Source organism: Mycobacterium sp. IS-1742 (assembly GCF_001500125.1).
Classification (GTDB): Bacteria; Actinomycetota; Actinomycetes; order Mycobacteriales; family Mycobacteriaceae; genus Mycobacterium.
Genome location: NZ_LQIV01000012.1, coordinates 224,909 through 249,937 on the forward strand (window position 1 = coordinate 224,909; position 25,029 = coordinate 249,937).

The window sequence follows — 25,029 nt, forward strand, 5'->3', positions numbered from 1 at the left end:
GTCACGTCAGCGGTGTGAGGTCCTGCAGCATCGTCGGCACCAGTTCGCTGACCGTCGGGTGGATGTGCATGGTGCGCGAGATCGCGGTGTAGGGCTTCTTGGCCGTCATGATGTCGAGGATGGCGTGGACGACCTCGTCGCCGCCGACACCGAGGATGGCTGCGCCGAGGATCTCCTCGGTTTCGGCGTCGACCACCACCTTCATGAACCCCTGCGTCTCGCCTTTTTCGACCGCGCGGCCGACGCGGGTCATCGGGCGCTTGCCGACCAGCGCCTTGCGCCCGGACTTGCGAACCTGCTCGACCGTCATGCCGGCGCGGCCGAGCGGCGGGTCGATGTAGAGCGCGTAGGTGGTGATGCGATCGCTCACACGCCGGGGATCGTCGTCGAGGAGGTTCGCCGCGACGATCTCGAAGTCGTTGTAGGAGGTGTGCGTGAACGCGCCCCGGCCGTTGCAGTCCCCCATCGCCCAGATGTGGTCGGCGCTGGTGCGGAGCTGGTCGTCGACGACGATGTAGCCGCGTTCGTCGGTCTGCACGCCCGCGGCATCGAGCCCCAGATCGTCCGTGTTGGGCTGCCTGCCGACCGCCACCAGCAGATGGCTGCCCGCGATGGGCTCCGCACCCGCACGCGGAACGACCTCGAACCCGTTGTCCCGCTTGACGAATTCGAGGCCGTCGGCGTCGAGGACGATCTCGATGCCTTCGGCTTCCAGGATGTCCTTGATCGCCGCGGAGACGTCCTCGTCCTCACGGGAGGTCAGCCGCGGGCCGTGTTCGAGCACCGTCACCCGCGCCCCGAACCGGCGGTACATCTGGGCGAACTCCAACGCGATGTAGCTGCCGCCGACGATGACCAGGTGCTCGGGCAGCGTCTCGAGGTCGAGGATGCCGACGTTGGTGAGGTAGTCGATGTCCGACAACCCGGGCAGATCCGGGGCGACGGCGCGGCCGCCGACGTTGAGGTAGAAGCGGTCGGCCTTCAGTACCTGATCGTCGACCCGCACGGTGTGCGGATCCTCGAACCGGGCATGGCCGCGGATGAACGTGCACCCGTCCATCCCCTGCAGCCACGACTCGACGCCGTCGCGGTCGCCGAGCATGATTTTGTCTTTGCGCGCCTTGACCTTTCCCATGTCGACGGTCACCTCGCCGGTACCGACGCCGTATTCGGCACCGCGCCTGGCCAGGTGGGCCGCGTGCGCGCTGGCGACGAGCGTCTTGGTGGGGATGCACCCGTAGTTGACGCAAGTGCCGCCGACGAGCTTGCGTTCGATGACCGCGACGGACTGTCCGGCCTCGGTCAGCCGACCGGCCAGCGGCGGGCCGGCCTGCCCCGCGCCGATGATGATCGCGTCGAACGTCGTTGATTCCGTGGCCATCTCACACGACCGAGGTCAGCCAGGCGATGGCGAGGCCGCCGGCCACGGCGACTCCGTCCTCGAGCAGCGCGATCGGCAGGTCACGCCCGCGGTTGGCGGCCACCAGACGTTTCCGGGCCTCGTATCCGCCCAGCGTGCCGAGTACGGCGCCGACGACCCCGGCGCCCACCCCGCCGAACGTGTAGCCCCACGCGGTTCCGATCACCGCGCCGGCGAAGCCGCCGGAGACCAGGCGTGGGATGAACTGCATCGGCGTCTTGCGGCTGGGCGTCTTGGGCAGCTGGTCGGTGATCAGTTCACCGACCGCGAGGATGGTGGCCACCGTGACGGTGATCGGGTGCGCCAGCCAGTCCGCCCACGTTCCGTCGAGGACGATCCAGCCCAGCATCGCCGCCCACGCGACCGCCGCGGGCGCGGTGAATGTGCGCAATCCGGCGACCACACCGATCAGCAGTGCGAGGAGCAGGACAAGGGCATGCGTCATGGCAACCTCCGGCCGACGATGAGTCTTCCGGACGCTAACACGCAACCTCGGTTCGCACCGGGCAACGAGCGCCGGCCGCGCGTCTGAGCGGTGCTCAGAAGCGGCAGAACCGGATGTCCGAGGCGAGGATCGCCTTGGCGCCGATCGCGGCGAGTTCGTCCATGATCGCGTTGACGTCGCGCCGGGGCACCAGCGCCCGAACCGCCACCCAGTCCGGGTCGGCCAACGGAGCGATGGTGGGCGATTCCAACCCCGGCGTCACCTCGGTGGCCCGTTCGAGCACAACCCGCGGGCAGTCGTAGTCCAGCATCAGGTACTGCTGGCCGAACACCACACCCTGTACGCGCGCGGCGAGTTGGTCACGGGCCGCGGCGTTCTCGTCGTCGGCGCCGTCGCGCTCGATCAGCACGGCCTCCGAATCGCACAGCGAGTCACCGAATGCGACCAGGTTGTGCAGGCCCAGCGTGCGGCCGGAACCGACCACGTCGGCGATCGCATCGGCGACACCGAGCGCCACCGAGATCTCCACCGCACCGTCGAGCCGGATCACGGTGGCCTCGATTCCTCTGGCGGCGAGGTCTTTTCGGACCAGATTCGGGAACGCGGTGGCGATTCGCTTCCCGTCCAGATCCTCCGGCGTCCATTCGCGTCCGGCGGGGGCGGCGTAGCGGAAGGTCGACGATCCGAACCCCAGCGCCAGCCGTTCGCGCACCGGTGCGTCCGATTCGGCGGCCAGGTCGCGACCGGTGATCCCGAAGTCGAGTTGGCCGGAGCCGACGTAGATCGCGATGTCCTTCGGGCGCAGGAAGAAGAACTCGACGTTGTTGGCCGGGTCGACGACCGTGAGGTCCTTGGTGTCGGTCCGGCGTCGGTAGCCCGCCTCCGACAGGATCTCGGCGGCCGGTTCGCTCAGGGTGCCCTTGTTGGGCACGGCGACCCTCAGCATGCCGTTCACAGCTTGCGGTAGACGTCGGCGGGCGACAGGCCGCGGGCGATCATCAACACCTGCGTCCAGTACAGCAACTGGCTGATCTCCTCGGCGAGCGCGTCGTCACTCTCGTGTTCGGCGGCCAGCCACACCTCGCCGGCCTCCTCGAGGATCTTCTTGCCCAGGCCGTGCACGCCCCCGTCGAGGGCCGCCACGGTGCCACTGCCCTCGGGCCGGGTGCGCGCGCGTTCGGTCAACTCGTCGAACAGCGCATCGAAGGTCTTCACAGGCTGCGATTCTCCCACGCCGCTGCGTCAGCCCCGTGCGGGCACGGGCCTCAGCCCTCTTTGGCGGCCGTGGGCAGGTCCTCGTGCAGGATGTCGGCGTGCATGTCCTCCAGTGACACGCCCTTGGTCTCCATCACCCAGCGCCACACGAACAGCCCCGACAGGACCGCGCACAGCCCGTAGAAACCGTAGGCCAGCCCGAGATGGTCGCGCAGTCCCGGGAAGGTGACGGTGATCAGCCAGTTGGCCGCCCACTGACCGGCGGCGGCCAGGCCCAGCGCGGCGGCGCGGATGCGATTGGGGAACATCTCGCCGAGCAGCACCCAGACGACCGGGCCCCAGGACATGCCGAACGCGACGACGAACAGGTTCGCCGCGATGAGCGCGATCACCCCGGACGCGCCGGGCAGGCTCGGATTGCCGTCGGGGCCGATGGTGGCGTTGGCGAAGATCACCGCCATGGTGATCAGCGTGACCGCCATCCCCGATGACCCGATGAGCAGCAGCGGTTTACGGCCGATCTTGTCGATCAGCGCGATCGCGATGAGCGTGGTCAGCACGTTGATCACCGAGGTGATGACCGTGTAGATCGCCGATTCGTCGGCGCTGAAACCGACCGCCTGCCACAGCACGTTGGAGTAGTAGAAGATCACGTTGATCCCGACGAACTGCTGGAAGATAGACAGCCCGAGGCCCACCCAGACGATCCCGTACAGGCCGCCGGTCGGCTTGCGCAGATCCCGCCACGACGGCTTGTCCTCGCGCTCGAGCGTGTCCCGGATCCGGGTGATCGTGATCTCGAGGTTCTTACCGCCCAGCAGCGTGCTCAGCACCCGCCGCGCCTCCGGGATCCGGTGGCTGGCAACCAGATACCGCGGGGATTCGGGAATCGTGAACGCCAGCGCGCCGTACACCACGGCGGGTATCGCCATCGCCAGGAACATCCAGCGCCAGGCGTCGACGCCGAACCACAGCGGTTCGTTCGGCCCGCCCGCCGCCCACTGCAGCAGCCAGTTGACGACGAAGGACAGGAAGATGCCGGACACGATCGCCAGCTGCTGCAGGGATCCGAGCCGGCCGCGGATGCTCGGCGGCGAGGTCTCGGCGATGTAGGCGGGTGCGATCACCGACGCCACGCCGACGCCGACGCCGCCGACGATGCGGAACAGCACGACTGCCCACACCTCCGGGGCGAAGCCGGTTCCGAAGGCACTGACCAGGAACAGCACCGCCGCGATCTTCATCACCGCGATACGGCCGATCTTGTCGGCGATGCGGCCGGCGGTCATCGCCCCGGCCGCGGCACCCAGCAGCGCCGAGGCGACCGCGAACCCGAGTGACGCGTTACCGATGCCGAAGTCCTCCTGGATGGAGTCCACGGCGCCGTTGATGACCGCGCTGTCGTAGCCGAACAGCAGGCCGCCGAGCGCCGCCACGGAGGCGATCCGGACCGCGGTCTTGCCGGAGGTGAATTGGTCGTCCCCGACCGGCAGATCGTCCCCTACCGGCGCCCCTCCGTGACCAGCCATCGAACGTCCCTTCCCGCGCATCGTCGCGTGACCGGAATCACATTCAAACACTCATCCGGCCGGAAAAGGCGAGTTCCCGGAAGTGGAGGGCGTGAAACCGGACGGCCCCGGATGCCGTGGTCAGGCGCTGCGTCGACCGGAGGCGACGTCGATCTCGGCGTGGAAGGCCCGTAGGTCGTCGACGGCGACGTCGCGCAGTGAATCGACGTGCCTGCGGCGCGGACTCGGGGGGACGACGACATCGTTGGGCACCACGAGAACCGGGCACCCGGCGAGTTCCGCGGCCAGCGTTCCGGTCACCGAATCCTCCACCGCCAGGCATGCGGCCGGGTCGAGGCCGAGCAACTCGGCGGCCCGGCGATACGGGTCCGGCTCGGGCTTGCCGTGGGGCACCTCGTCCCCGCACACCGTCACCGAGAAGTAGTGGCGGCCAATGCTGTCGAGCGCCTGTTCGGTCAACGCACGCTGCGTGTTGGTGACCAGGGCCATCGGAAGGCCCTCGCGCGCAAGCGCTTCGAGCAGCTCGCGGGCCCCTTCACACCACGGCAGGCCGTGAGTGGCGAACAGTTGACCGGTGTGGTCGTGCAGCCAGCGGTCGGCCTCGGCCATCGCCACCGGGTCCGGTTCGAGACCCAGGTCGGCGAAGATCGTCCTGATGGTGTTCTCCGCGGAGCTGCCGACCAGCGCGGTGCGCAGCTCGTCGGTGATCACCCCGCCGAGCCGGTCGTAGAGCGCGGCGAGCGAGACGTCCCAGAGCTTTTCGGAGTCGACGAGTGTCCCGTCCATGTCGAACAGAACCGCTTTCATGGCCTGCCGAACGTGAGCTCGTGGTCGACATACCGCCGATTTCTCGTGCAGATCTTCACGTTCGCGGTCAGTCCTCCGGGTTGTAGCCGAGATTCGGGGCCAGCCAGCGCTCGGCTTCGGCCAGGGTCCAGCCCTTGCGCCGCGCGTAGTCGGCGACCTGGTCCTGGGCCAGCCGACCGACCACGAAGTACTGCGACTGCGGGTGCGAGAAGTAGAAGCCGCTGACAGCGGCGCCGGGCCACATCGCCATCGACTCGGTCAGCTCGATGCCGGTCCGCTCCTGGACGTCCATCAGCTGCCACAGTGTCGTCTTCTCGGTGTGCTCCGGGCAGGCCGGGTAGCCGGGGGCGGGGCGGATGCCGACGTACTTCTCGCCGATCAGTGCGTCGTTGTCCAGCTGCTCCTCCGGCTGGTATCCCCAGAACTCCATGCGGACCCGTTGGTGCATGCGCTCGGCGAACGCCTCCGCGAGCCGGTCGGCGAGCGACTCCAACAGGATCGCGCTGTAGTCGTCCAGGGCTGCCTTGAACTCCATGATCTTGTCCTGGCCGCCGAGCCCGGCGGTGACGGCGAACGCGCCGACGTAGTCGGCCAGACCCGTTTCCCTGGGGGCGATGTAGTCGCCCAGCGACCGGTTCGGGATGCCTTCCCGGTGCTCGCCCTGCTGGCGCAGGTTGTGCAGCGTGGTCAGCACTTCGCTGCGGCTGTCGTCGGTGTAGACCTCGATGTCGTCACCGACGGCGTTGGCCGGGAAGAAGCCGATCACCCCGTTGGCGGTCAGCCACTTCTCCTTGATCAGGGTGTCGAGCATCTCCTGGGCGTCGTCGTAGAGCTTGCGCGCGGCCTCGCCCGTCGCCGGGTTGTTGAGGATGTCGGGGAAGCGGCCCTTCATCTCCCAGGCGTTGAAGAACGGCTGCCAGTCGATGTACTCGCGCAGCTCCGAGAGGTCGTAATTGAGGAACTCCCACACCCCGGTCCCCGCGGCGGGTACCGGCGGCGTATAGCCGTCCCACTCGATCGGCGTCCGGTTCGCGCGGGCCTTCTCCAGCGTCAGCATCGGCCGCTCGTTCTTCTGGGCATGCCGTTCCCGCAGGGATGCGTAGTCCTTCTCGGTGGCCTCGAGCAGGGCAGGCCGCTGCTTGTCGTCGAGCAGCGCCGCGGCGACCGGCACGGACCGGGACGCGTCCTTGACCCAGACCACCGGACCTGTGCGGCGCGGCGCGACCTTCACGGCGGTGTGGGCGCGCGAGGTGGTCGCACCGCCGATCAGCAGCGGGATCTCCAGTCCCTCACGCTCCATCTCGACGGCGAAGTTGACCATCTCGTCCAGGGACGGGGTGATCAGGCCGGAGAGCCCGATGATGTCGGCGTCGTGTTCCCTGGCCGCGTCGAGGATCTTCTGCGCGGGCACCATCACCCCGAGGTCGATCACCTCGTAGTTGTTGCACTGCAGGACGACCCCGACGATGTTCTTGCCGATGTCGTGGACGTCGCCCTTGACGGTCGCCATCACGATGGTGCCGTTGGTGTCCTTGCTGGCCGCGGCGGACTGATCCTTCTCCGCCTCGATGTAGGGCAGGAGGTAGGCGACGGCCTTCTTCATCACCCGGGCCGACTTCACGACCTGGGGCAGGAACATCTTGCCCGCGCCGAAGAGGTCCCCGACGACGTTCATGCCGTCCATCAGCGGGCCCTCGATCACCTCGATCGGCCGGCCGCCGGCCGCGGCGATCTCGGCCCGTAGTTCCTCGGTGTCGTCGTCGACGTGGGCGTCGATGCCCTTGACCAGCGCGTGGGTGATCCGCTCGCGGACCGGCAGGCTGCGCCACTCGGCCGCCTGGGGGTCCTCGGCCTTGTCGGCCTTGTTGAACCGCTCCGCGATCTCCAGCAGCCTCTCGGCGGCATCCTCGCGACGGTTCAGCACGACGTCCTCGATGCGGTCCCGCAGCTCGGGGTCGATCGAGTCGTACGGCACGAGCGCACCGGCGTTGACGATGCCCATGTCCAGGCCGGCCTTGATGGCGTGGAACAGGAACACCGAGTGGATCGCCTCGCGGACGGGGTTGTTGCCGCGGAACGAGAACGACACGTTCGAGATACCGCCGGAGATGTGCACCCCGGGCAGGTTCTCCTTGATCCAGGCGCAGGCCTCGATGAAGTCGATGCCGTAGGTCGCGTGCTCCTCGATGCCGGTCGCCAGCGCGAAGCAGTTCGGGTCGAAGATGATGTCTTCGGGCGGGAAGCCGACCTGTTCGGTCAGGATCCGGTAGGCACGTCCGCAGATCTCTTTGCGGCGCTCCAGGTTGTCGGCCTGTCCCTGCTCGTCGAAGGCCATCACGACGACGGCGGCGCCGTACTTGCGGCACAGCCGTGCCTCGCGGATGAACTTCTCCTCGCCCTCCTTCATGGAGATCGAGTTGACGATCGGCTTGCCCTGCACGTTCTTCAGGCCCGCCTCGATGACCTCCCACTTGGAGGAGTCGATCATCACCGGGACGCGGCTGATGTCGGGTTCGGCCGCGATGAGCTTGGTGAACCGGTCCATCGCGGCGACGCCGTCGATCATGCCCTCGTCCATGTTGATGTCGATGACCTGCGCACCGACCTCGACCTGCTGCAGCGCGACCGACAGCGCGGTGTCGTAGTCCTCGGCTTTGATCAGGTTGCGGAACCGGGCGGAGCCGGTGATGTTGGTGCGCTCGCCGATGTTCACGAACAGCGAGTCGTCGGTGATGTTGAGCGGCTCCAGGCCCGACAGGCGGGTGGCCACCGGGATCTCCGGCAGCGGGCGCGGCGGCTTGCCCTCCACGACCTTGGCGATCTCGGCGATGTGCGGCGGGGCCGTACCGCAGCATCCACCGACCAGGTTGACCAGCCCGGCCTCGGCGAAGTCGGCGATGTAGCGGGCCTGGCGCTCGGGGGTCTCGTCGTACTCGCCGAAGGCGTTGGGCAGGCCGGCGTTCGGGTAGCAGGAGACGTAGGTGTCCGCGATCCGCGCCATCTCGGCGATGTAGGGCCGCATCTCCGGCGCGCCCAGGGCGCAGTTGAGGCCCACCGCGATCGGTTTCGCGTGCCGGATGGCGTTCCAGAACGCCTCGGTGACCTGACCGGACAACGTCCGCCCCGACGCGTCGGTGATGGTGCCCGAGATGATCACCGGCCAGCGGCGTCCGCGCTCCTCGAACAGCGTCTCGACAGCGAACACGGCCGCCTTGGCGTTCAGCGAGTCGAAGATCGTCTCGACGATGATCAGGTCGGCACCGCCGTCGACCAGGCCGTTGGCGGCCTCGAGGTAGGCGGCGACCAGCTGGTCGTAGGAGACGTTGCGGGCCCCGGGGTCGTTGACGTCCGGCGAAATGGACGCGGTGCGGGTCGTCGGGCCGATGGCGCCGGCGACGTAGCGGGGCTTGTCCGGGGTGCTGTATTCGTCGGCGGCCTTGCGCGCCAGGGCGGCGCCGGCGTAGTTCAGCTCGTAGGCCAGGTCCGCCATGTCGTAGTCGGACAGCGAGATCGCGTTCGCGTTGAACGTGTTGGTCTCGAGGATGTCGGCGCCCGCCTCGAGGTACTCGCGGTGGATCGCCTCGATGATCTGCGGCTGCGTGAGGTTGAGCAGGTCGTTGTTGCCCTGCAGCGCGGTCGGCCACTCGGTGAACCGGTCACCGCGGTAGCCGGCCTCGTCGGGCCGGTCCCGCTGGATGGCCGTGCCCATCGCGCCGTCGATCACCATGATCCGCCGGCCGAGCGCGGCCTTCAGGTCGTCGGTGCAGTCGGGGCGGATGTTCGGCTCTGGGGTTTCCGGCACGACGGTGTTCGGATCAGCGGAGTTCACGTGCGTCCCTTCCGTAGCGGAAGGCGTCCTTGACTCCGCCGAGCGTGGCGGTTACCGGCAGCGACCGGGAACCGTTGCAACGCCTCTCGACGGGGAAAGTCTACGTCGTCACCAGATCGACGTCCGGACGCCCAGGTCATCGCCGTTGCGCGAACGCTCCGTGATCGGGTCGGCAATGTCGGCGATGTCGGCAATGTTCTCGTCACCAGGGTCAACCAGAGTGCAGCCAAACGTATTTCGTCGAGACCACGACCCGCTTCGGCGAGGCGCCGAGCAGGTCGGTGTCACAGACGCGTTCGTCAGCAGCGGTCACATCGCCAGGGTAGTCGGTGACTGCAAACCGCTGCGTGGGTCGATGGGGCTCATGCGGGCCCGCCAGGCCTTAGGCTGGCGTTGTGACCCCATCGGACTTCGGCCCAGAGAAGGGACCTGACCTGCCGCCGTTGCGCGATGCCGTGGTCGTCGCCGCATTCGAGGGGTGGAACGACGCCGGCGACGCGGCCAGCGACGCGCTCGAGCACCTCGACGCGATCTGGGAGGCCGAACCGATCGCCGAGATCGACGACGAGTCGTACTACGACTACCAGGTCAACCGGCCGGTGATCCGCCAGGTCGACGGGGTGACCCGCGAGCTGGTGTGGCCGTCGATGCGGATCTCGCACTGCCGCCCGCCCGGCGCCGAGCGCGACATCGTGCTCATGCACGGGGTGGAACCCAACATGCGCTGGCGCACGTTCTGCGCCGAGTTGCTGAACATCGCCGACAAGCTCAACGTGCAGACGGTCGTCATCCTGGGGGCACTGCTCGCCGACACGCCGCACACCAGGCCGGTGCCGGTGTCCGGGGCGGCGTACTCCCCCGAGTCGGCGAAGTTCTTCGGGCTGGAGGAGACCCGCTACGAGGGGCCGACCGGTATCGCCGGGGTGTTCCAGGACGCCTGCGTGCAGGCCGGGATCCCGGCGGTGACGTTCTGGGCGGCCGTTCCGCACTACGTGTCGCAGCCGCCGAATCCGAAGGCCACCGTCGCGCTGCTGCGCCGCGTCGAGGATGTGCTCGACATCGAGGTCCCGCTGGCGGACCTGCCGACGCAGGCCGAGGAGTGGGAGGAGGCGGTCACCGAGATGACCGCCGAGGACGACGAGATCGCCGAATACGTTGCTTCCCTCGAACAGCGCGGCGACGCGGAGGTCGACATGACCGAGGTGCTCGGCAAGATCGACGGCGACGCGCTGGCCGCCGAATTCGAGCGGTACCTGCGCAGGCGCGGGCCTGGCTTCAGGAGCTGACCTTCACCGCCTGCGGCGGTTTCTCAGGCGACCTTCACCGCCTGCGGCGGTTTCCACGTGCCGTTGAGCGCATCGGGCTTCGGCCAGTACAGCCGCAGCACCATCTGGAACGGGCCCTTCGGCGCGGGCAGCCAGTTCGACTCCTTCTCGATGCCGGGCGAGGCGTTCTGGACGTAGAACGTGTAGCCGCCGTCGGGATCAGGCACGAGGCTGGGCAGCATCGGCGAGTTGATGAGGTAGCGCTGCATCGGGTTGGCCACCAGCAGGCTGGCCGGCATCTCGTACATCGTCAGTGACCAGAACGCGTTCACCGGCGGCAGCTGGCCCGGCGCGAAGCGCACGGTGTAGTTGTTGGCCCCGGTCAGCGGTTGGCCCTCGGAGTCGTTGAGCAGACCGGGATAGAGCGCTTCGGCGGCGGTGTTGCCGTAGATCCCGAGCACCGCGCCGGCCATCCGGTACAGATAGTTGCCTTTGAGGTCCTCGGCGGTCCCGAAGAACTGGGCCGACCCGACCTTGCCCGTGTCGACCTCGTTCTTCTTGAAGGCGTCGAACTCCGCCCAGGCGTCGGCCATCCCGTCCTCGACCGCCGAGCGCATCTCCGGGGCCAGCGCATCGGCGTCGAAGTCGCCGTCGGGTCCGATCCCGATGCGCGCGAATCGGTTCCGCATCTCCCGCTCGTTCGGCAGCACCGGTGCGGTGCGGAGCGCGAAGTTGAGGATCTCGAAGAACTGCGGCGACGTGCGCTGCTGCTCGGGCGTCAGCGGCGGGACGAAGTCGATGGGCGGCGCCCCGGGAGGCGGTGGTGCGTTGAGGTACACCGACAACGGCGCCACCTGATAGCCGGCCTGGATCTTCTTGACGCTCTCGATGTCCGACGGCCCGAACAACTGGGTGCGGTAGATCACGCCGGCCAGGTCGGTGTCGGAGCGGATCACCTCGTCGATACCGTCGGGGGTGCCACCCTGCCAGCCGGGTCCGGCGAACAGGTACTTGCCGCCCCCGTTGCCGGTGGTCCGGCTGCCGACGTAGGCGACGTTGTTGGTGTAGCCGTTGATGAACTGCAGCGAGTAGTAGCGGTCCTGCTCGATCGGCGGAACGGTCAGCACCAGCGGTTCGGCCCGCAGATCCGCGCCGAGCATCGAGTAGGGCGTATCCGAGTTGGGCGTCTGCACCGTCTTGTCTTCCGGGGTGTAAACCCTTGCGGTGCTGTGGATCTGATTCCACCCGCCCTTGTATTCCGGATTGTCCCTGTTGACGTAGTAGGCGTACTGCACCCGGTAGTTGTCGACGATCGGGAAGCCGTAGATGTAGGCCTCCTTGGCGATCGCGCGGGCTTCGTCCGGGCTGACCGCCGCCGGCGGCGTGGTGGCCGGGGCGGGGGCCGCCTCCTCGTTGTCACCGCCCTGGGCGCACCCCGCCAGCGCCGCGACCGCCGCGAGCGCGATCAACCGGCGGATCACTTCTTCAGCCCGTGGGTGCGGGCGCCGAGCGAGCGCTTGAGCGCGGTGACCTCGGCGTCCATCTGCGGCAACACCTTCGGCGCGGTCTTGAGCACCGACGCCTGACCGATGCGCGTGGTCAGCAGCGGTTTGACCCAGCGGATCAGGCCCACCCAGCCCGGGCAGTAGATGCGCTCCCTGCGGCGTTCGATGCCCTTGACGAACACCTCGCCACACTTCTCCACCGAGGTGGTCCGGCTCAGCGGCCCGGGCAGCGAATCGAGCATCGTCTTGAAGCTCGGCAGATCGGCCTTGGTGTCCTGCACCAGCGGGGTGTCGATCCACGACATGTGCGCGCAGCCGACCGTCACGCCGTGGTGGGCGACCTCGAGTCGGAGCGCGTTGGCGAAGTGCTCCACGCCGGCCTTCGACGCGTCGTAGGGCGCCATCCCCGGTGCGGCGGCGAACGCCGCCAGCGACGACACCACCAGCACGTAGCCCTTGCGGTCGATCACCGACGGCAGCGCGGCGCGCACGGTGTTGAACACGCCGACCACGTTGACGTCGAGCACCCGGCGGAAGGCGTCGGGATCGACCACCAGCACCGACCCGTAGCTGGCGATGCCCGCGTTCGCGATGACGATGTCGATCCCGCCGAACCGGGTCACCGCCTGGTCGACGGTGGACTGCATGGTCCCGAGGTCGCACACGTCGGCGACCATCGTGAGCACCCGGTCCTCGCCGAGGTCGGCGGCCAGTGCCGACAGCGGTCCCTCGTCGAGGTCGGTGAGGACCAGCTTGGCGCCCTTGGCGTGCAGCCTGCGGGCCAGCTCTTCGCCGACCCCTCGGGCCCCACCGGTGATCAGCACGACCTTGCCGTGTACCGAAGTCATGCGTCGCAAGCTACTCCACGGCGAGCGCAACTCCCAGCAACGCGTCGATGGCCGCGGCAACGGTTTTGGGTGCCTCGGTGTCGCTGCCGCCGTCGTCGAGCGCCTCGGTACACCACGCGTCCAGCGCGACGAGCGCCTTCGGGGTGTCCAAATCGTCGGCGAGGTAGGTGCGGACGCGGGCGAGCACGTCGGTCGCGTCGGGACCCGCGGGCAGCGCCGTGGCCCGCCGCCATCGCTGCAGCCGGGCCTGCGCCTCGGCCAGCAGGTCGTCGCTCCAGAACCGGTCGGCCCGGTAGTGGCCGGCCAGCAGCCCGAGCCGGATCGCCGACGGGTCGACGCCGTCGGCGCGCAGCCTCGACACCAGCACCAGGTTGCCCCGGCTCTTGCTCATCTTGTGCCCGTCCCAGCCGATCATCCCCGCGTGCACGTAGTGCCGGGCGAAGCGCCGCTCCCCCGTCACCGACTCGGCGTGGGCCGCGGAGAACTCGTGGTGCGGGAAGATCAGGTCGCTTCCGCCGCCCTGGATGTCCAGACCGGTCCCGATGCGGCTCAGCGCGATCGCCGCGCACTCCACATGCCAGCCCGGCCGGCCCGGGCCGAACGGGGACGGCCAGCTCGGCTCGCCCGGCCGGTGCGCCCGCCACAGCAGCGCGTCGAGTGCGTCGGCCTTGCCCGGCCGCTCCGGGTCGCCACCGCGTTCGGCGAACAACCGCAGCATCGTGTCGTGGTCGTAGTTCGACTCGTAGCCGAACTGGACGGTCGCGTCGGCCCGGAAGTACACGTCCGGGAACTCGGCGTCCTCGACCACGTAGGCCGCGCCGGAGGCCAGCATCTTCTCCACCAGCTCGATGACCTCGGCGATCGCGTCAGTGGCCGCCACATAGTCCTGGGGCGGCAGCACGCGCAGCGCCGCCATGTCCTCGCGGAAGAGCTCGGTCTCGCGCGCACCGAGATCGCGCCAGTCGATCCCGTCGCGGTCGGCACGCTCGAACAGCGGATCGTCGACGTCGGTGACGTTCTGCACGTAGTGCACGCGGTGGCCGGCATCCAGCCACAGCCGGTGCACGAGGTCGAACGCCAGGTAGGTCGCGGCGTGCCCGAGGTGGGTGGCGTCGTACGGGGTGATCCCGCACACGTACATGGTGGCGGTCTCCCCCGCCGAGACGGGACGGACCTGACGGTCGGCACTGTCGTAGAGCCGCAACTGCGGGCCCCGGCCCGGCACGGCCGGTACCTCCGGCGCGGACCACGATTGCATGACGTCGACTCTAGGTTGTTCGATCAGGGCAGCCTCCCGCTGGTGCAGTCTCGCGCAGTGCGACAACCGCAGCGCCGGTTTCATTCCCCGCTCAGTACGCCGAGTGGATCGCGGCCAGCAGCACGTCGGCCAGTTCGCTGCGGCACATCAGCAGATCCGGCAGGTAAGGGTCGCGACGGTTGTAGACGAGCGGGGACCCGTCGATCCGCGAGGCGTGCAGACCCGCGGCCCGCACCACCGCTGCCGGGGCCGCCGAATCCCACTCCCACTGACCACCGGCGTGGATATAGGCGTCGACGTCACCGCGGACGACGGCCATCGCCTTCGCGCCCGCGGAGCCGATACGCACCATCTCGATGTCCAGGCGGTCGCGGATCCACCACAGCACCGCGGGCGGCCGGGTGGCGCTGGCGGTGATGCGGATGGGTCCGTCGCGCCGCGGGGCGGGCACCGTCACGGTGTCGGTGCGGTAGACCTCGCCACGGGCGGGCAGCGCGACGGCGGCGTCCGTGAGCCCGCCCGGGGGTGTCCCGTCGCGCTGCCACAGCGCGATGTGCACCGCCCAGTCCGATCGCGGCGGCAGCGAGTACTCACGGGTGCCGTCCACGGGGTCGACGATCCACACCCGGTCGGCGTCGACCCGGGTCAGGTCGTCGACCGACTCCTCGCTGAGCACGGCATCGTCGGGCCGGTGTTCCTTGAGCCGGTCGAGGATCAGCACGTTCGCGCGGTTGTCTCCGGCGTCGCCGAGGTCGTAGGGGTGGTACCAGTCGTACTCCTCGCGGAGCGCGACGAGCATCTCACCGGCTTCTGCGGCCACCGCGGCGGCCAGTTCGGCGTCGGTCTGCATCAAAAGGCCGGCCACGGGATCGGACGGCGACGGTCCGGGGTCGGCATCACCGGATTATCCAGCAGCTCAAGGGTTCTCACGCGCAGCGCGGTCACTTCGCGGGCGGTGATGTGGGGCCGCAGCCGGTCGCGCAGTTCCCCGCCGCGTAGGTCGTCGCCGAGGCGCGCCACGGTTTCGAGGGTCTCGTCGTCGACGGGTTTGCCCGCCCAGCCCCACAGAACGGTGCGCAGCTTGTCCTCGGCGTGCAGGCTCACGCCGTGGTCGACGCCGTACACGCGGCCGTCCACGCCGGCGAGGATGTGGCCGCCCTTGCGGTCGGCGTTGTTGATCAGCACGTCGAACACCGCCATCCGGCGCAACCGGACGTCGTCGGCGTGCACGAGCGTGACCTCGTCGCCGGCGTAGTCGTAGGCCTGCAGGATCGGGAGGTAACCCGGCGGGATGCGGCCCGCGGGCAGCAGGTCCACCAGGTCCGGGCCCGGGTTCTCGTCACCCTCGTCGCCGAGTTGGTCGACCCACCGCTGCACCATGCCCGACCCGGCAGGCCCGTCACGAATGACGGTGTCGGGCACGATGTCCCAGCCCGTCGCCGCCGACACGAGGTAGGCCGCGAACTCCCGGCCGGCCAGTGTGCCGTCCGGGAAGTCCCACAGGGGCGCCTCGCCGGCGACCGGCTTGTAGACGCAGTGGGTCTGAGCGCCGTCGAGGTGTGCCTCGCACAGGAACGTGGCGTTGCTCGCCGAGCGGATCCGTCCGATGACGGTCAGGTCGCCCGTCCGCATCACCCATCCGTCGTCGGCGCGGTCGTGTGCGGAGCCCTCAGATGTCGGCGTCATCGTCGGTCTCGGTCAGCGCGCCGCGCCGATAGCCGTTGGTGCGCACGCAGATGTGGCCCTCCGGGTCGAGGGGTTCGTCGCACAGCGGGCAGGGCGGGCGGCCTGCCGAGATGACGCGGTTGGAGCGGGTGGCGAACTGACGGGCCGATTCGGGGGTGAGGAACACCCGCACCGCATCCGGGCCGTCCTCGGCGTCGTCGAGCACCACCGAGGCATCGAATTCGGTGTCCGACACCGCGAGCAGCTCCACCACGATCGTCTGCGCCTCGGAGTCCCACCCCAGGCCCATGGTTCCCACCCGGAACTCGGCGTCGACGGGTGTCACCAACGGGCTCAGGTCGTCGACTTCACCGGTATCGGGCGGGATAGGGGTGCCGAAGCGCCGGTTGATCTCCTGGAGCAGCGCCGCGATGCGCTCGGCGAGGACGGCCACCTGCTGTTTCTCGAGGATGACCGAGACCACGCGCTTGTCGTGCACGGCCTGCAGATAGAACGTCCGGTTGCCGGGCTGCCCGACCGTCCCGGCCACGAAGCGGTCGGGCGTGCGGAAGACGTGAATTGCTCGGGCCATGGCACCTTCCAAAATACCGGGTGGCGGGTCAACCGGTGGAACCGCCGACGACCGCGTCCTCCGGAGGCAGTTCGTCCGACCCGCCCGGTTGGCCGTCGGTCGCGGGTGCGGGTTTGGCCACGAGCCCGGCAGCCAGTTCGGCACCGGTGTGGTTGATGTGCACGACGAACGGACGCAGCGTGGTGTAGCGGATCACGCTCATCGACGCCGGATCGGCGGTGATGCGCTGGAAGCTGTCCAGGTGGGTGCCGAGCGCGTCGGCGAGCACGGCCTTGATCACGTCGCCGTGACTGCACGCCACCCACAGGGTGTCACCGCCGTGCTCCTCGGCCAACCGCCGGTCGTGTTCGCGGACGGCCGCCACAGCGCGGGCCTGCACCTGGGCGAGGCCTTCGCCGTCGGGGAACACCGCGGCGCTGGGCTGCTGCTGCACCACCGCCCACAGCGGCTCCTTGACGAGGTCGCCGATCTTGCGGCCGGTCCACGCGCCGTAGTCGACCTCGGAGAGCCGCTCGTCGACGACGGGTTCGAGGCCGAGGGCCGCGGCCAGCGGTTCGACTGTGCGCCGGCAACGCAGCAGCGGTGAGCGCACGATCGCGCGCACTGGCAGCTCACCGATGCGGCCGACCACGTCCCTGGCCTGTTCGGCACCGCGTTCGTCGAGGTCGACGCCCTCGCTGCGGCCGGCCAGCGTGTGCGCGGTGTTGGAGGTCGAACGGCCGTGCCGCAGCAGGATCACGGTCATGTCGGCTCCTCGCGCAAGCGCTCGTCGGTCATGTCGGCTCCTCGCGCGAGCGCTCGTCGGTCATGTCGCGGCCACCACCCCGGTGGACAACAGGATCAGCACCACCACACCCAACACCACCCGGTAGCCGACGAACCAGTACATGCCGTGGCGCACGAGGAACCGCAGGAACCAGGCGACCGCGGCGAACCCGACGACGAACGCGATCACCGTGGCGACCAACAGCTGCGGTCCGGTGGCGCTCATCCCCTCGCCGACCGGGGCGAAGGCGTCGGGCAGCGAGAACAGCCCCGAGGCGAACACCGCGGGGATGGCGAGCAGGAACCCGAACCGGGCGGCCAGCTCGCGGTCGAGGCCGAGGAAGAGCCCCGCGCTGATCGTCGCGCCCGACCGGGACACCCCGGGCAGCAGCGCCAGGCACTGGGCGAAGCCGACGATGACGCCGTCGCGCCAGGTCAGCTGTTCGACGTGGCGGACCTGCCTGCCGTAGTACTCGGCGGCGGCGATCACGGCGGAGAACACGATCAGCGCGATCGCGATGGCCCACAGGTTGCGTGCGGCGGTGCGGATCTCGTCCTTGAGCAGCAGTCCCAGCACGGCGATCGGGATCGTGCCGATGATCACATACCAGCCCAGCCGGTAGTCGGCGTCTCGGCGCTCGGGACGGCGCAGGCCGCCGAACCAGGCGCGCACGATGCGCGCGATGTCGCGGGCGAAGTAGACCAGCACCGCCACCTCGGTGCCCAACTGCGTGACCGCGGTGAACGACGCGCCCGCATCGTCGTCGAAGAACACCCGGGACACGATCGCGAGGTGTCCGGAGGAGGAGACCGGCAGGAATTCGGTGAGGCCTTGGACGACGGCGAGGACGATGACCTGCAACCACGACATGTCCGGTGCGTCGATCACGACGACGACCGTACCGTGGCGGGAGTGTCAGCGACCGGGTCGAGCCACCGGCTGGGCGGTCCACACGGCGTCGCGCACCGCGGCGGCGAGGCTGCGCTCGTCGGTCACATCGATGTCGTGAAGCGTCCGGGTGGTCGCGGCGACCACGTCGTCCTCGGTCGGAACCGGACCCCGCAGACGCGGGCGGTACACCTCGACGACGAGGTGCTGGCGCTCGACGTGGAACGAAAAGCTGCGGCCGTCGCCGATCTGGCCGAAGCCGCTGGCGTGGACACCGGTGGAGATGTCCTCGAACTCCAAACCGGCGCTGCGGGCGTGCCTTTCTGTGACGAGCGTCATGATCAGACCATAGCCACGGTTATGTAAGACAGTCTAGGGAATGCGCGAAATTGGTCGGTCCAATCACGCCTAGACTGACGCACCGACCCTCGAATGCCGAGAATTTCCGTTCGCACAAACCGAGAGCTACCCCGTGTCGCTGCGCGTAAACCTCCGACCCCGCTCACTGGCCACCGCCGTCGCGGCCCTGGCCGTCGCCGCGGCCGGCTGCTCGTCGAATCCGGTCGACGCGCCTCCCCCGACGATCACGCCCGCATCGGCCGCGTCGTCACCGCCGGTCACCGGCGCGCCGGACGGCACGGTTCGTCCGCTGGCCGGCGACGCGCGGGCCGCGCTCTTCGATCCGGCCACCCGCTCGCTGGTGGTGCTCGGACAGGGGCCCGAGGGTCAGTCGACGCTGACGGTGCTGACCTCGCCGGCGCCGCCGCGCACCCTGCTCACTCCCGGGACGGCGACCGCGATGGCGGGAACCGGCGACGGCACGGTGTACCTCTCCGCCCGGGGCGGCTACTCACGGGTGGACATCGCCGCCGGACGCGTCGAGCAGGTGGAGGTGGAAGGTGAGGCCGACACCGACTTCACCGCCGTCGCGCGGCGCGCCGATGGGCGCCTGGTGCTGGGCACGTCCGACGGTGCGGTGCTGACGCTCGAGTCCGACACCACCGTCGGCGCCCGGCTGGGGATCTTTGCGCGCGTGGATGCGCTTGTCGCGCAGGGCAATACGACGGTCGTGCTGGATCGTGGACAGACCTCGGTGACGACGGTCGACGCCGGCGGCACCAAGGCCGCCCAGGCGCTGCGCGCAGGCGAGGGCGCGACCACCATGGCCGCCGATCCGCAGGGCCGGGTCCTGGTCGCCGACACCCGTGGCGACGAACTGCTGGTGTTCGGCACGAACCCGCTGATCATGCGGCAGCGCTACCCGGTGCCGGACGCCCCCTACGGCCTGGCCGGATCGAGCGGGCTGGCGTGGGTGTCGCAGACGGCGTCGAACACCGTGATTGGCTACGATCTGTCCACCGGGATCCCCGTCGAAAAGGTGCGTCACCGAACCGTGCAGCAACCGAACCTCCTCGCCTACGACGATGTGTCTGGCACGCTGTATGTGGTGTCAGGGACGGGAGCGGGTGTGCAGGTGATCACCGGCGCGGCGGAGCCGCGATGACGGCCGATGCGGCGGAGCCGCGATGACGGCCGCACGCGGCCGGATGCCCGCGGCCTGGGACCAGGTGGTGGCCGAGGCGTCCGACGAGTGGGAATGGGTCCCGCTGCGGCTGCCCCCCGACGTCACCAGGATCAGCGCGTCGATCCGCCTCTCCATCGAGGCGGAGTACCGCGGTTGGGAGCTGACCCGGGTGCGCGCCTACACCGACGGGAGTCGCCGGGTGCTGCTGCGGCGCCGCAAGACCGCGAGCACGGTGGAGCAGCCGGGGCAGTGACCGGCTACCACGCGCTGCGGCGGGTGCTGTTCCTGGTCGACCCCGAGCGCATCCACACCTGGGTGTTCGCACTGCTCCGGACCCTGACCACGCCGGGCCTGCTGCGCCGGGCGCTGCGGGCCCGGCTCGCACCCCGCGATCCCGTGCTGGCCAGCACCGTGTTCGGTGTGCGCTTCCCGGGGCCGCTCGGGCTGGCGGCCGGCTTCGACAAGGACGGCCGCGGCCTGCACACCTGGCCGGCGCTGGGATTCGGATACGCCGAGGTGGGCACCGTCACCGCCCAGCCGCAACCGGGGAACCCCGAACCCCGGTTGTTCCGCCTGCCCGAGGACCGGGCGCTGCTCAACCGCATGGGGTTCAACAACGACGGCGCGGCCCGGCTCGCGCAGCGGCTCACCCGCCACGTCTCCGACGCACCCGTCGGCGTGAACATCGGCAAGACCAAGACCACGCCCCCGGAGCTCGCCGTCGACGACTACGCCGAGAGCGCACGCCAGCTCGGGCCGCTCGCCTCGTTCCTGGTGGTCAATGTCAGTTCGCCGAACACGCCGGGACTGCGTGACCTGCAGGCGGTCGAGGCGTTACGACCGATCCTGGCCGCGGTGCGCGCCCAGACCTCGACGCCGGTGCTGGTGAAGATCGCTCCCGACCTGTCCGACGCCGACGTCGACGAGATCGCCGACCTGGCAGTCGGATTGGGCCTGGCCGGTATCGTGGCCACGAACACCACGGTCTCGCGGGCGGGACTCGAGACCCCCGGCGTCGAGGAGCTCGGACCGGGCGGGGTGTCCGGCGCACCGGTGGCCGCGCGCTCGCTCGAGGTGCTGCGCCGGCTCTACCGCCGGGCCGGTGACCGGTTGGTGCTCGTCAGCGTCGGCGGCATCGAGACCGCCGACGACGCCTGGGAGCGCATCGTCTCGGGCGCCTCACTGCTGCAGGGCTACACCGGCTTCGTCTACGGAGGCGGGTTGTGGGCCAAGCACATTCACGACGGGCTGGCGGCTCGGCTGCACGCGGAGGGCTTCGCGTCGCTGTCGGATGCGGTGGGTTCGGCGATGCGTTCGCGGTAGTTCAGCGCTTGCGCTTGCGCACCGTTTCGCCTGCCTCCACGGCGCGGTCGCGCTTGTCGGCGCGCCGCTCCTTGAGAGACCGTGCCGCAGGCTTTTTCAGGTTTCTGCCCGGTTTCTTGTCAGCCATTGACGCTCCTTGATCGAAGTGACAACCACTCGATCGCGACCATACGTCATTCACCGGATAAAGCCAGTTCCGCTGATGGCAGGGGTGCGCCCACGCGCGAGCAGACACAGAATCGCGTGATTCGCGGCGGCCCAACGCGAATCTGCGTCAGCTCGCGGCTGAGCCGCGCGCTAGTTCTGCTCGTAGGTGCCGTGGATGATCGCGCGGGCGATGGCGTGGCTGAAGAGGTTGAACCCGAGGTAGGCCGGGGTCGCGTCTTCGGGGATGTCGAGCTTCTCGACGTCGACCGCGTGCACCACGATGAAGTAGCGGTGCGGGCCGTGCCCCGGCGGCGGGGCGGCGCCGACATAGCGCTTCATCCCGGCGTCGTTGGCCAGTGTGACGGCGTCGCCCGGGAAGCCCTTGGCGCTGCCGTCGCCGACCCCGGCGGGCAGGTCGGTGACCGTGGCGGGCAGGTTGAACACCGCCCAGTGCCAGAACCCGGATCCGGTCGGCGCATCGGGGTCGTAGACGGTGACGGCGAAGCTGCGCGTCTCCTCCGGGAAGCCGGACCACGACAGCTGCGGCGACACGTCGGAGCCGCCGGCGCCCATCAGGCCGCTCACCTGATCGTTGGACAACGGCTGCCCGTCGGTCACCGACTCGGAGGTCAGCGTGAACGACGGCAGTTCTGGCAGGAACTCATAGGGGTTGTACGGAAAAGCCATGATGTCCTTTCGCGTGGATGGGAACCGCTCAGCAGTGCTCGAGAAAGTGTTGCAGAACCTGCGCCCCGAATTCGAGGGCGTCGACGGGTACCCGTTCGTCGATACCGTGGAACAGCGCGGCGAAGTCGAGTTCCGGCGGCAGCCGCAGGGGGATGAACCCGAAGCAGCGAATGCCCAACCGCTGGAACGATTTCGCATCCGTGCCGCCGGAGAGCATGTAGGGCACCGTGCGGGCGTCGGGGTCCAGCGCCAGCAGCGAGGCGTTCATCTGGTCGACCAGGTCACCGTCGAACGTCGTCTCGTAGGAGGGCAGATCGCGTTCCCACGAGCGGACCACGTCGGGTCCGATCAGCGCGTCGACCTCGCGTTCGAACGCCTCCTTGCGCCCCGGCAGCACCCGGCAGTCCACCATGGCCTCGGCGGTCTGCGGGATGACGTTGGCCTTGTAGCCCGCCTTGAGCATCGTCGGGTTGGCGGTGTCGCGCAGCGTGGCGCCGACGATCCGCGCGATGCCGCCCAGCTTGGCGATGGACCCCTCGAGATCCGGGGAGTCGACGTCGAACGAGTACCCCGTCTCCTCGGCGACGGCGTCGAGAAATTGCTCGACCGTGTCGCTTAGCACCAGCGGGAATTGGTGGCGCCCGAGTTTGGCGACGGCTTCGGCGACCGCGGTGACGGCGTTGTCGTCGTGCACCATCGACCCGTGTCCGGCCCGGCCGCGCGCGGTGAGGCGCATCCACGACAGACCCTTCTCGGCCGTCTCGATGAGGTAGAGGCGGCGCTCACCGCCGTCGCGGCGCGGCACCGTCAGCGAGAACCCGCCGACCTCGCCGATCGCCTCGGTCACACCGTCGAACAGGTCCGGCCGGTTGTCCACCAACCAGTTCGCGCCGTAGGTGCCGCCGTGCTCCTCGTCGGAGACGAAGGCGAACAGCAGATCGCGCGGCGGGACGATGCCTGCGCGTTTGAAGTGGCGGGCGACGGCGATCATCATCCCGCACATGTCCTTCATGTCGACCGCGCCGCGGCCCCAGACGTATCCGTCGGACACCGCGCCGGAGAAAGGGTGCACGCTCCAGTCGGCCGGTTCGGCGGGCACCACGTCGAGGTGGCCGTGGATCATCAGGGCGCCACGGGACGGGTCCGCGCCGGGCAGACGGGCGAAGACGTTGCCCCGATTCGGCGCGCCCGCGTCGAGGTACTCGCACTCGTAGCCGACCTCGGTGAGTTGGGCCTGCACCCACCTGGCGCAGTCGCCCTCACCCTTGGTCGTGGCCGGGTCTCCGGTGTTGGAGGTGTCGAAGCGAATCAGCGAGCTGACGAGTTCGACCACCTCATCCGCGGGTCCTGTCACAACCACCATTCGTACCAGGGACACCGGGTTTGGGTTCGGGCTGCCTGATCCGATAGCCTTAGCTGCCCACGCGGGACGTGGGACGGTCCGAGTGGCGGAATGGCAGACGCGCTAGCTTGAGGTGCTAGTGCCCTATTAACGGGCGTGGGGGTTCAAGTCCCCCCTCGGACACATCCGGCGACACGACTCAGGTCGGCAGTCGCCGTGACTCGCCGAAGATGCGGGTCGTAGTCGAGACGCAGGCCCAAGCTTGCGTACACCTCGGCGCGCTCAGCTCCGGTTGCCGCGCCGAGGATGACCGACAGTCCGCCTAACTCCTTAACTAACTCACTGATCTCGGCGGCACACATGGCGCGGGGCCGCGCCACTCGCTCAACGCGTGCCCTCAGCTCGTCGCGCTCGGCGGTACGTTGACGCAACGCAGCAGTTAGATCCTCAACGGCCACGCCAGACTCCACGGCGGTGATCAAGGCAGCCACTTTGGCATTCGCCTCGCTCAGCTGGCGCTGCAAGGCGGCGTAGCCAGGTCCGGCCGCCGGGTCCACGTCTTGCCCGCGTGCGAGGTCTTCTGGATCGGCCAGAGTGGCGATCCATTCGTCGAGTCGCGCTGTCACTGCGTCTTCGCGGAGATAGACGGTGCGCGGATGATCACTCAGGTCCACAGGTACAGAACGTGACTTGCCGAACTCACAACGGTAGAGGATCCGCGTTGTTTGCTTCCCCGGCCGGGCGGCGCCCTGCATGCGGCGTCCACATGCGGCACAGAACAGCAGCCCGCGCAGCGCATATGGCACCGTCGATTCTCTGCTACACACAAGACCCGGACCCCGCCGCGCCTGCATCCGAAGTCGGACAGCCCGCGCCAGCTCGTCAGTGATCAGCGCTTCGTGCGTTCGCCGGTCAGGTGCGATCCAGTCGACCTCGTCACGCCACCGCATGCGAGTCTCGTACCCGGCAGCGACATCGTCGGGGTTGACCAAGACCTCGTATTTCTCCTGCTTGCCCCACACACGAATACCGCGGTACGCCGGGTTGTCGAGGATTGCGCGGATCGCCGAATGGGACCATCCGCGCGGATCACGGTGCCGGTTCCGCTCCGGGTCATATTGGCTTGGTGATGGCACTCCATCGTCGGTGAGCTGCTGTGCGATGAAGCGCAAGCCAGCACCATCGGCGTACATGCGGTAGATCCGCTCGACGACCGAACATGTCGCGGGGTCGGGTTCGAGACGATGGAGCCGCTGCCCAAGACTTGCCTTGGCAGGGTTGGGATGCGGGCCGGCATCGACGAGTCGATACCCGTACGGTGGGCGACCGCCGAGGTATCTGGTTGTGTCCTGCGCGAGTGCCGACATCGCGGTACGGACGCGCATCTGGATTCGTGCGCGTTCTCCCTTGCTCATACCGCCGAAGAGCGTCATCACGAGGTCGTGTGCCTCGGATCCGGGATCAACCGCTCCGCCGACTTCAGGCACCCATAGGCCAACCCCGTAGTGCGTGAGCACCGGGAAAGTGAGCGCAAATTGCGGTCCGTAGAACGCGCGAGCAGGTTCCCCGATCACCACGGCATCGAAGCCACGGTCACGAGAAGTGACATCTGCAAGCAGACGTGAAGCCTCCGGTCTGCGTTTCCAGGGAAGCGAACGGCTTTGACCTATATCGAAGTAGTCGACAGCGAGGACTCCGCCATGCGGAGTGATCAGATCGATGGCACGACGTTTCTGCCAGCTGCGGCTCGCCTCGGGATCTTGAGCGTCCTCGGTACTCACTCGGCCATAGAAAGCGAACCTGAGGCTCATGCCACTTCCCTTCGTGATCCGCGGGTCCGGTCCCGCACAGCCAGTATGACGTTTACCAGCGCGCGGTTGGCCTCGCGCGGAAGCCGATTCCGGTTCGGCAGGTCAATTTGAACACCTCCCTCTGACATGCTCGGTGCATTAATTCGAGCGTCACATTCGGAG

General features: G+C 68.8%; 24 protein-coding genes and 1 tRNA gene. 5 read left to right on the forward strand and 20 right to left on the reverse strand.

Going from position 1 to position 25,029, the window contains the following annotated elements:
• Nucleotide 1: 1 nt before the first annotated feature.
• The 7 genes from AU196_RS09595 to metH all read right to left on the reverse strand — a co-directional run bounded on the left by AU196_RS09595 (nucleotide 2) and on the right by metH (nucleotide 9,143).
• Nucleotides 2–1,381: an FAD-containing oxidoreductase gene (locus AU196_RS09595; protein WP_059094866.1), complete on the reverse strand. Its 1,380-nt coding sequence runs from the start codon at nucleotides 1,379–1,381 to the stop codon at nucleotides 2–4.
• A gap of 1 nt (nucleotide 1,382) precedes the next feature.
• On the reverse strand, nucleotides 1,383–1,865 hold the full coding sequence (locus AU196_RS09600) for a hypothetical protein (RefSeq protein WP_059094867.1): 483 nt from the start codon (nucleotides 1,863–1,865) through the stop codon (nucleotides 1,383–1,385).
• Between the two features lie 94 nt (nucleotides 1,866–1,959).
• On the reverse strand, nucleotides 1,960–2,811 hold the full coding sequence (hisG, locus tag AU196_RS09605; protein WP_059094965.1) for an ATP phosphoribosyltransferase: 852 nt from the start codon (nucleotides 2,809–2,811) through the stop codon (nucleotides 1,960–1,962).
• 5 nt (nucleotides 2,812–2,816) lie between these two features.
• Nucleotides 2,817–3,098, reverse strand: coding sequence for a phosphoribosyl-ATP diphosphatase (locus AU196_RS09610; RefSeq protein WP_059087325.1), 282 nt, complete (start codon nucleotides 3,096–3,098; stop codon nucleotides 2,817–2,819).
• Nucleotides 3,099–3,130: 32 nt separating this feature from the next.
• Entirely contained in the window at nucleotides 3,131–4,609 is a 1,479-nt protein-coding gene (locus AU196_RS09615) for a sugar porter family MFS transporter (protein ID WP_059094868.1), read from the reverse strand.
• A 120-nt stretch (nucleotides 4,610–4,729) separates the two neighbouring features.
• Entirely contained in the window at nucleotides 4,730–5,416 is a 687-nt protein-coding gene (locus AU196_RS09620; RefSeq protein ID WP_059094869.1) for an HAD family hydrolase, read from the reverse strand.
• 67 nt (nucleotides 5,417–5,483) lie between these two features.
• Nucleotides 5,484–9,143 carry a methionine synthase gene (gene metH / locus AU196_RS09625; RefSeq protein WP_231737502.1) on the reverse strand — a complete coding sequence of 1,220 codons (3,660 nt, stop codon included), beginning with the start codon at nucleotides 9,141–9,143 and terminating at the stop codon, nucleotides 5,484–5,486.
• Nucleotides 9,144–9,640: 497 nt separating this feature from the next.
• On the opposite strand from metH, the gene AU196_RS09630 reads away from it, so the two are divergent.
• A complete protein-coding gene (locus tag AU196_RS09630; RefSeq protein ID WP_059094871.1) occupies nucleotides 9,641–10,531 on the forward strand; it encodes a PAC2 family protein in 891 nt (296 codons plus the stop codon).
• Nucleotides 10,532–10,554: 23 nt separating this feature from the next.
• Here the strand turns inward: AU196_RS09630 and AU196_RS09635 are convergent, their stop codons facing one another.
• The 9 genes from AU196_RS09635 to AU196_RS09675 all read right to left on the reverse strand — a co-directional run bounded on the left by AU196_RS09635 (nucleotide 10,555) and on the right by AU196_RS09675 (nucleotide 18,371).
• On the reverse strand, nucleotides 10,555–11,991 hold the full coding sequence (locus tag AU196_RS09635; protein ID WP_059094872.1) for a DUF1254 domain-containing protein: 1,437 nt from the start codon (nucleotides 11,989–11,991) through the stop codon (nucleotides 10,555–10,557).
• Complete coding sequence (locus tag AU196_RS09640; RefSeq protein ID WP_059094966.1) at nucleotides 11,988–12,863, reverse strand: SDR family oxidoreductase; 876 nt, start codon at nucleotides 12,861–12,863, stop codon at nucleotides 11,988–11,990. The genes AU196_RS09635 and AU196_RS09640 overlap by 4 nt, the downstream gene beginning before the upstream one ends.
• 10 nt (nucleotides 12,864–12,873) lie before the next feature.
• Nucleotides 12,874–14,121 (reverse strand): cysteine--1-D-myo-inosityl 2-amino-2-deoxy-alpha-D-glucopyranoside ligase, encoded by a 1,248-nt coding sequence (mshC, locus tag AU196_RS09645; protein WP_059094873.1) that lies wholly within the window; start codon nucleotides 14,119–14,121, stop codon nucleotides 12,874–12,876.
• 91 nt (nucleotides 14,122–14,212) lie between these two features.
• A complete protein-coding gene (locus tag AU196_RS09650) occupies nucleotides 14,213–14,971 on the reverse strand; it encodes a 3'(2'),5'-bisphosphate nucleotidase CysQ (RefSeq protein ID WP_059094874.1) in 759 nt (252 codons plus the stop codon).
• Nucleotides 14,971–15,807 (reverse strand): SCO1664 family protein, encoded by an 837-nt coding sequence (locus AU196_RS09655; RefSeq protein ID WP_353647241.1) that lies wholly within the window; start codon nucleotides 15,805–15,807, stop codon nucleotides 14,971–14,973. The genes AU196_RS09650 and AU196_RS09655 overlap by 1 nt, the downstream gene beginning before the upstream one ends.
• Nucleotides 15,791–16,378 (reverse strand): DUF3090 domain-containing protein, encoded by a 588-nt coding sequence (locus tag AU196_RS09660; protein WP_059094875.1) that lies wholly within the window; start codon nucleotides 16,376–16,378, stop codon nucleotides 15,791–15,793. Before AU196_RS09660 ends, AU196_RS09655 begins: the two co-directional genes overlap by 17 nt.
• A gap of 28 nt (nucleotides 16,379–16,406) precedes the next feature.
• Entirely contained in the window at nucleotides 16,407–17,123 is a 717-nt protein-coding gene (locus AU196_RS09665; protein ID WP_059094876.1) for a histidine phosphatase family protein, read from the reverse strand.
• Nucleotides 17,124–17,183: 60 nt separating this feature from the next.
• A complete protein-coding gene (locus tag AU196_RS09670) occupies nucleotides 17,184–18,014 on the reverse strand; it encodes an undecaprenyl-diphosphate phosphatase (RefSeq protein ID WP_059094968.1) in 831 nt (276 codons plus the stop codon).
• A 45-nt stretch (nucleotides 18,015–18,059) separates the two neighbouring features.
• Nucleotides 18,060–18,371, reverse strand: a complete 312-nt coding sequence (locus tag AU196_RS09675; protein ID WP_059094877.1) for a hypothetical protein — start codon at nucleotides 18,369–18,371, stop codon at nucleotides 18,060–18,062.
• 133 nt (nucleotides 18,372–18,504) lie between these two features.
• Here AU196_RS09675 and AU196_RS09680 point away from each other — a divergent pair, with 133 nt between their 5' ends.
• From AU196_RS09680 to AU196_RS09690, 3 genes are read left to right on the forward strand one after another with little or no spacing between them, the layout of a single operon-like run.
• On the forward strand, nucleotides 18,505–19,536 hold the full coding sequence (locus AU196_RS09680) for a YncE family protein (RefSeq protein WP_059094878.1): 1,032 nt from the start codon (nucleotides 18,505–18,507) through the stop codon (nucleotides 19,534–19,536).
• 22 nt (nucleotides 19,537–19,558) lie between these two features.
• Nucleotides 19,559–19,810 carry a DUF5703 family protein gene (locus AU196_RS09685; RefSeq protein ID WP_059094879.1) on the forward strand — a complete coding sequence of 84 codons (252 nt, stop codon included), beginning with the start codon at nucleotides 19,559–19,561 and terminating at the stop codon, nucleotides 19,808–19,810.
• A complete protein-coding gene (locus AU196_RS09690; RefSeq protein WP_059094880.1) occupies nucleotides 19,807–20,880 on the forward strand; it encodes a quinone-dependent dihydroorotate dehydrogenase in 1,074 nt (357 codons plus the stop codon). Before AU196_RS09685 ends, AU196_RS09690 begins: the two co-directional genes overlap by 4 nt.
• A gap of 1 nt (nucleotide 20,881) precedes the next feature.
• Here the strand turns inward: AU196_RS09690 and AU196_RS26275 are convergent, their stop codons facing one another.
• From AU196_RS26275 to AU196_RS09700, 3 genes are all read right to left on the reverse strand, one after another.
• Complete coding sequence (locus tag AU196_RS26275) at nucleotides 20,882–21,007, reverse strand: hypothetical protein (protein WP_286141109.1); 126 nt, start codon at nucleotides 21,005–21,007, stop codon at nucleotides 20,882–20,884.
• Between the two features lie 170 nt (nucleotides 21,008–21,177).
• Complete coding sequence (locus AU196_RS09695; protein WP_059094881.1) at nucleotides 21,178–21,714, reverse strand: YbhB/YbcL family Raf kinase inhibitor-like protein; 537 nt, start codon at nucleotides 21,712–21,714, stop codon at nucleotides 21,178–21,180.
• A gap of 28 nt (nucleotides 21,715–21,742) precedes the next feature.
• Entirely contained in the window at nucleotides 21,743–23,077 is a 1,335-nt protein-coding gene (locus AU196_RS09700) for a M20/M25/M40 family metallo-hydrolase (protein WP_059094882.1), read from the reverse strand.
• Nucleotides 23,078–23,153: 76 nt separating this feature from the next.
• Here AU196_RS09700 and AU196_RS09705 point away from each other — a divergent pair.
• A tRNA-Leu gene (locus AU196_RS09705) sits at nucleotides 23,154–23,239 on the forward strand.
• On the opposite strand, the gene AU196_RS25075 is transcribed toward AU196_RS09705, so the two are convergent.
• A complete protein-coding gene (locus tag AU196_RS25075) occupies nucleotides 23,221–24,867 on the reverse strand; it encodes a recombinase family protein (RefSeq protein ID WP_005086570.1) in 1,647 nt (548 codons plus the stop codon). The genes AU196_RS09705 and AU196_RS25075 overlap by 19 nt on opposite strands.
• Nucleotides 24,868–25,029 lie beyond the last annotated feature (162 nt).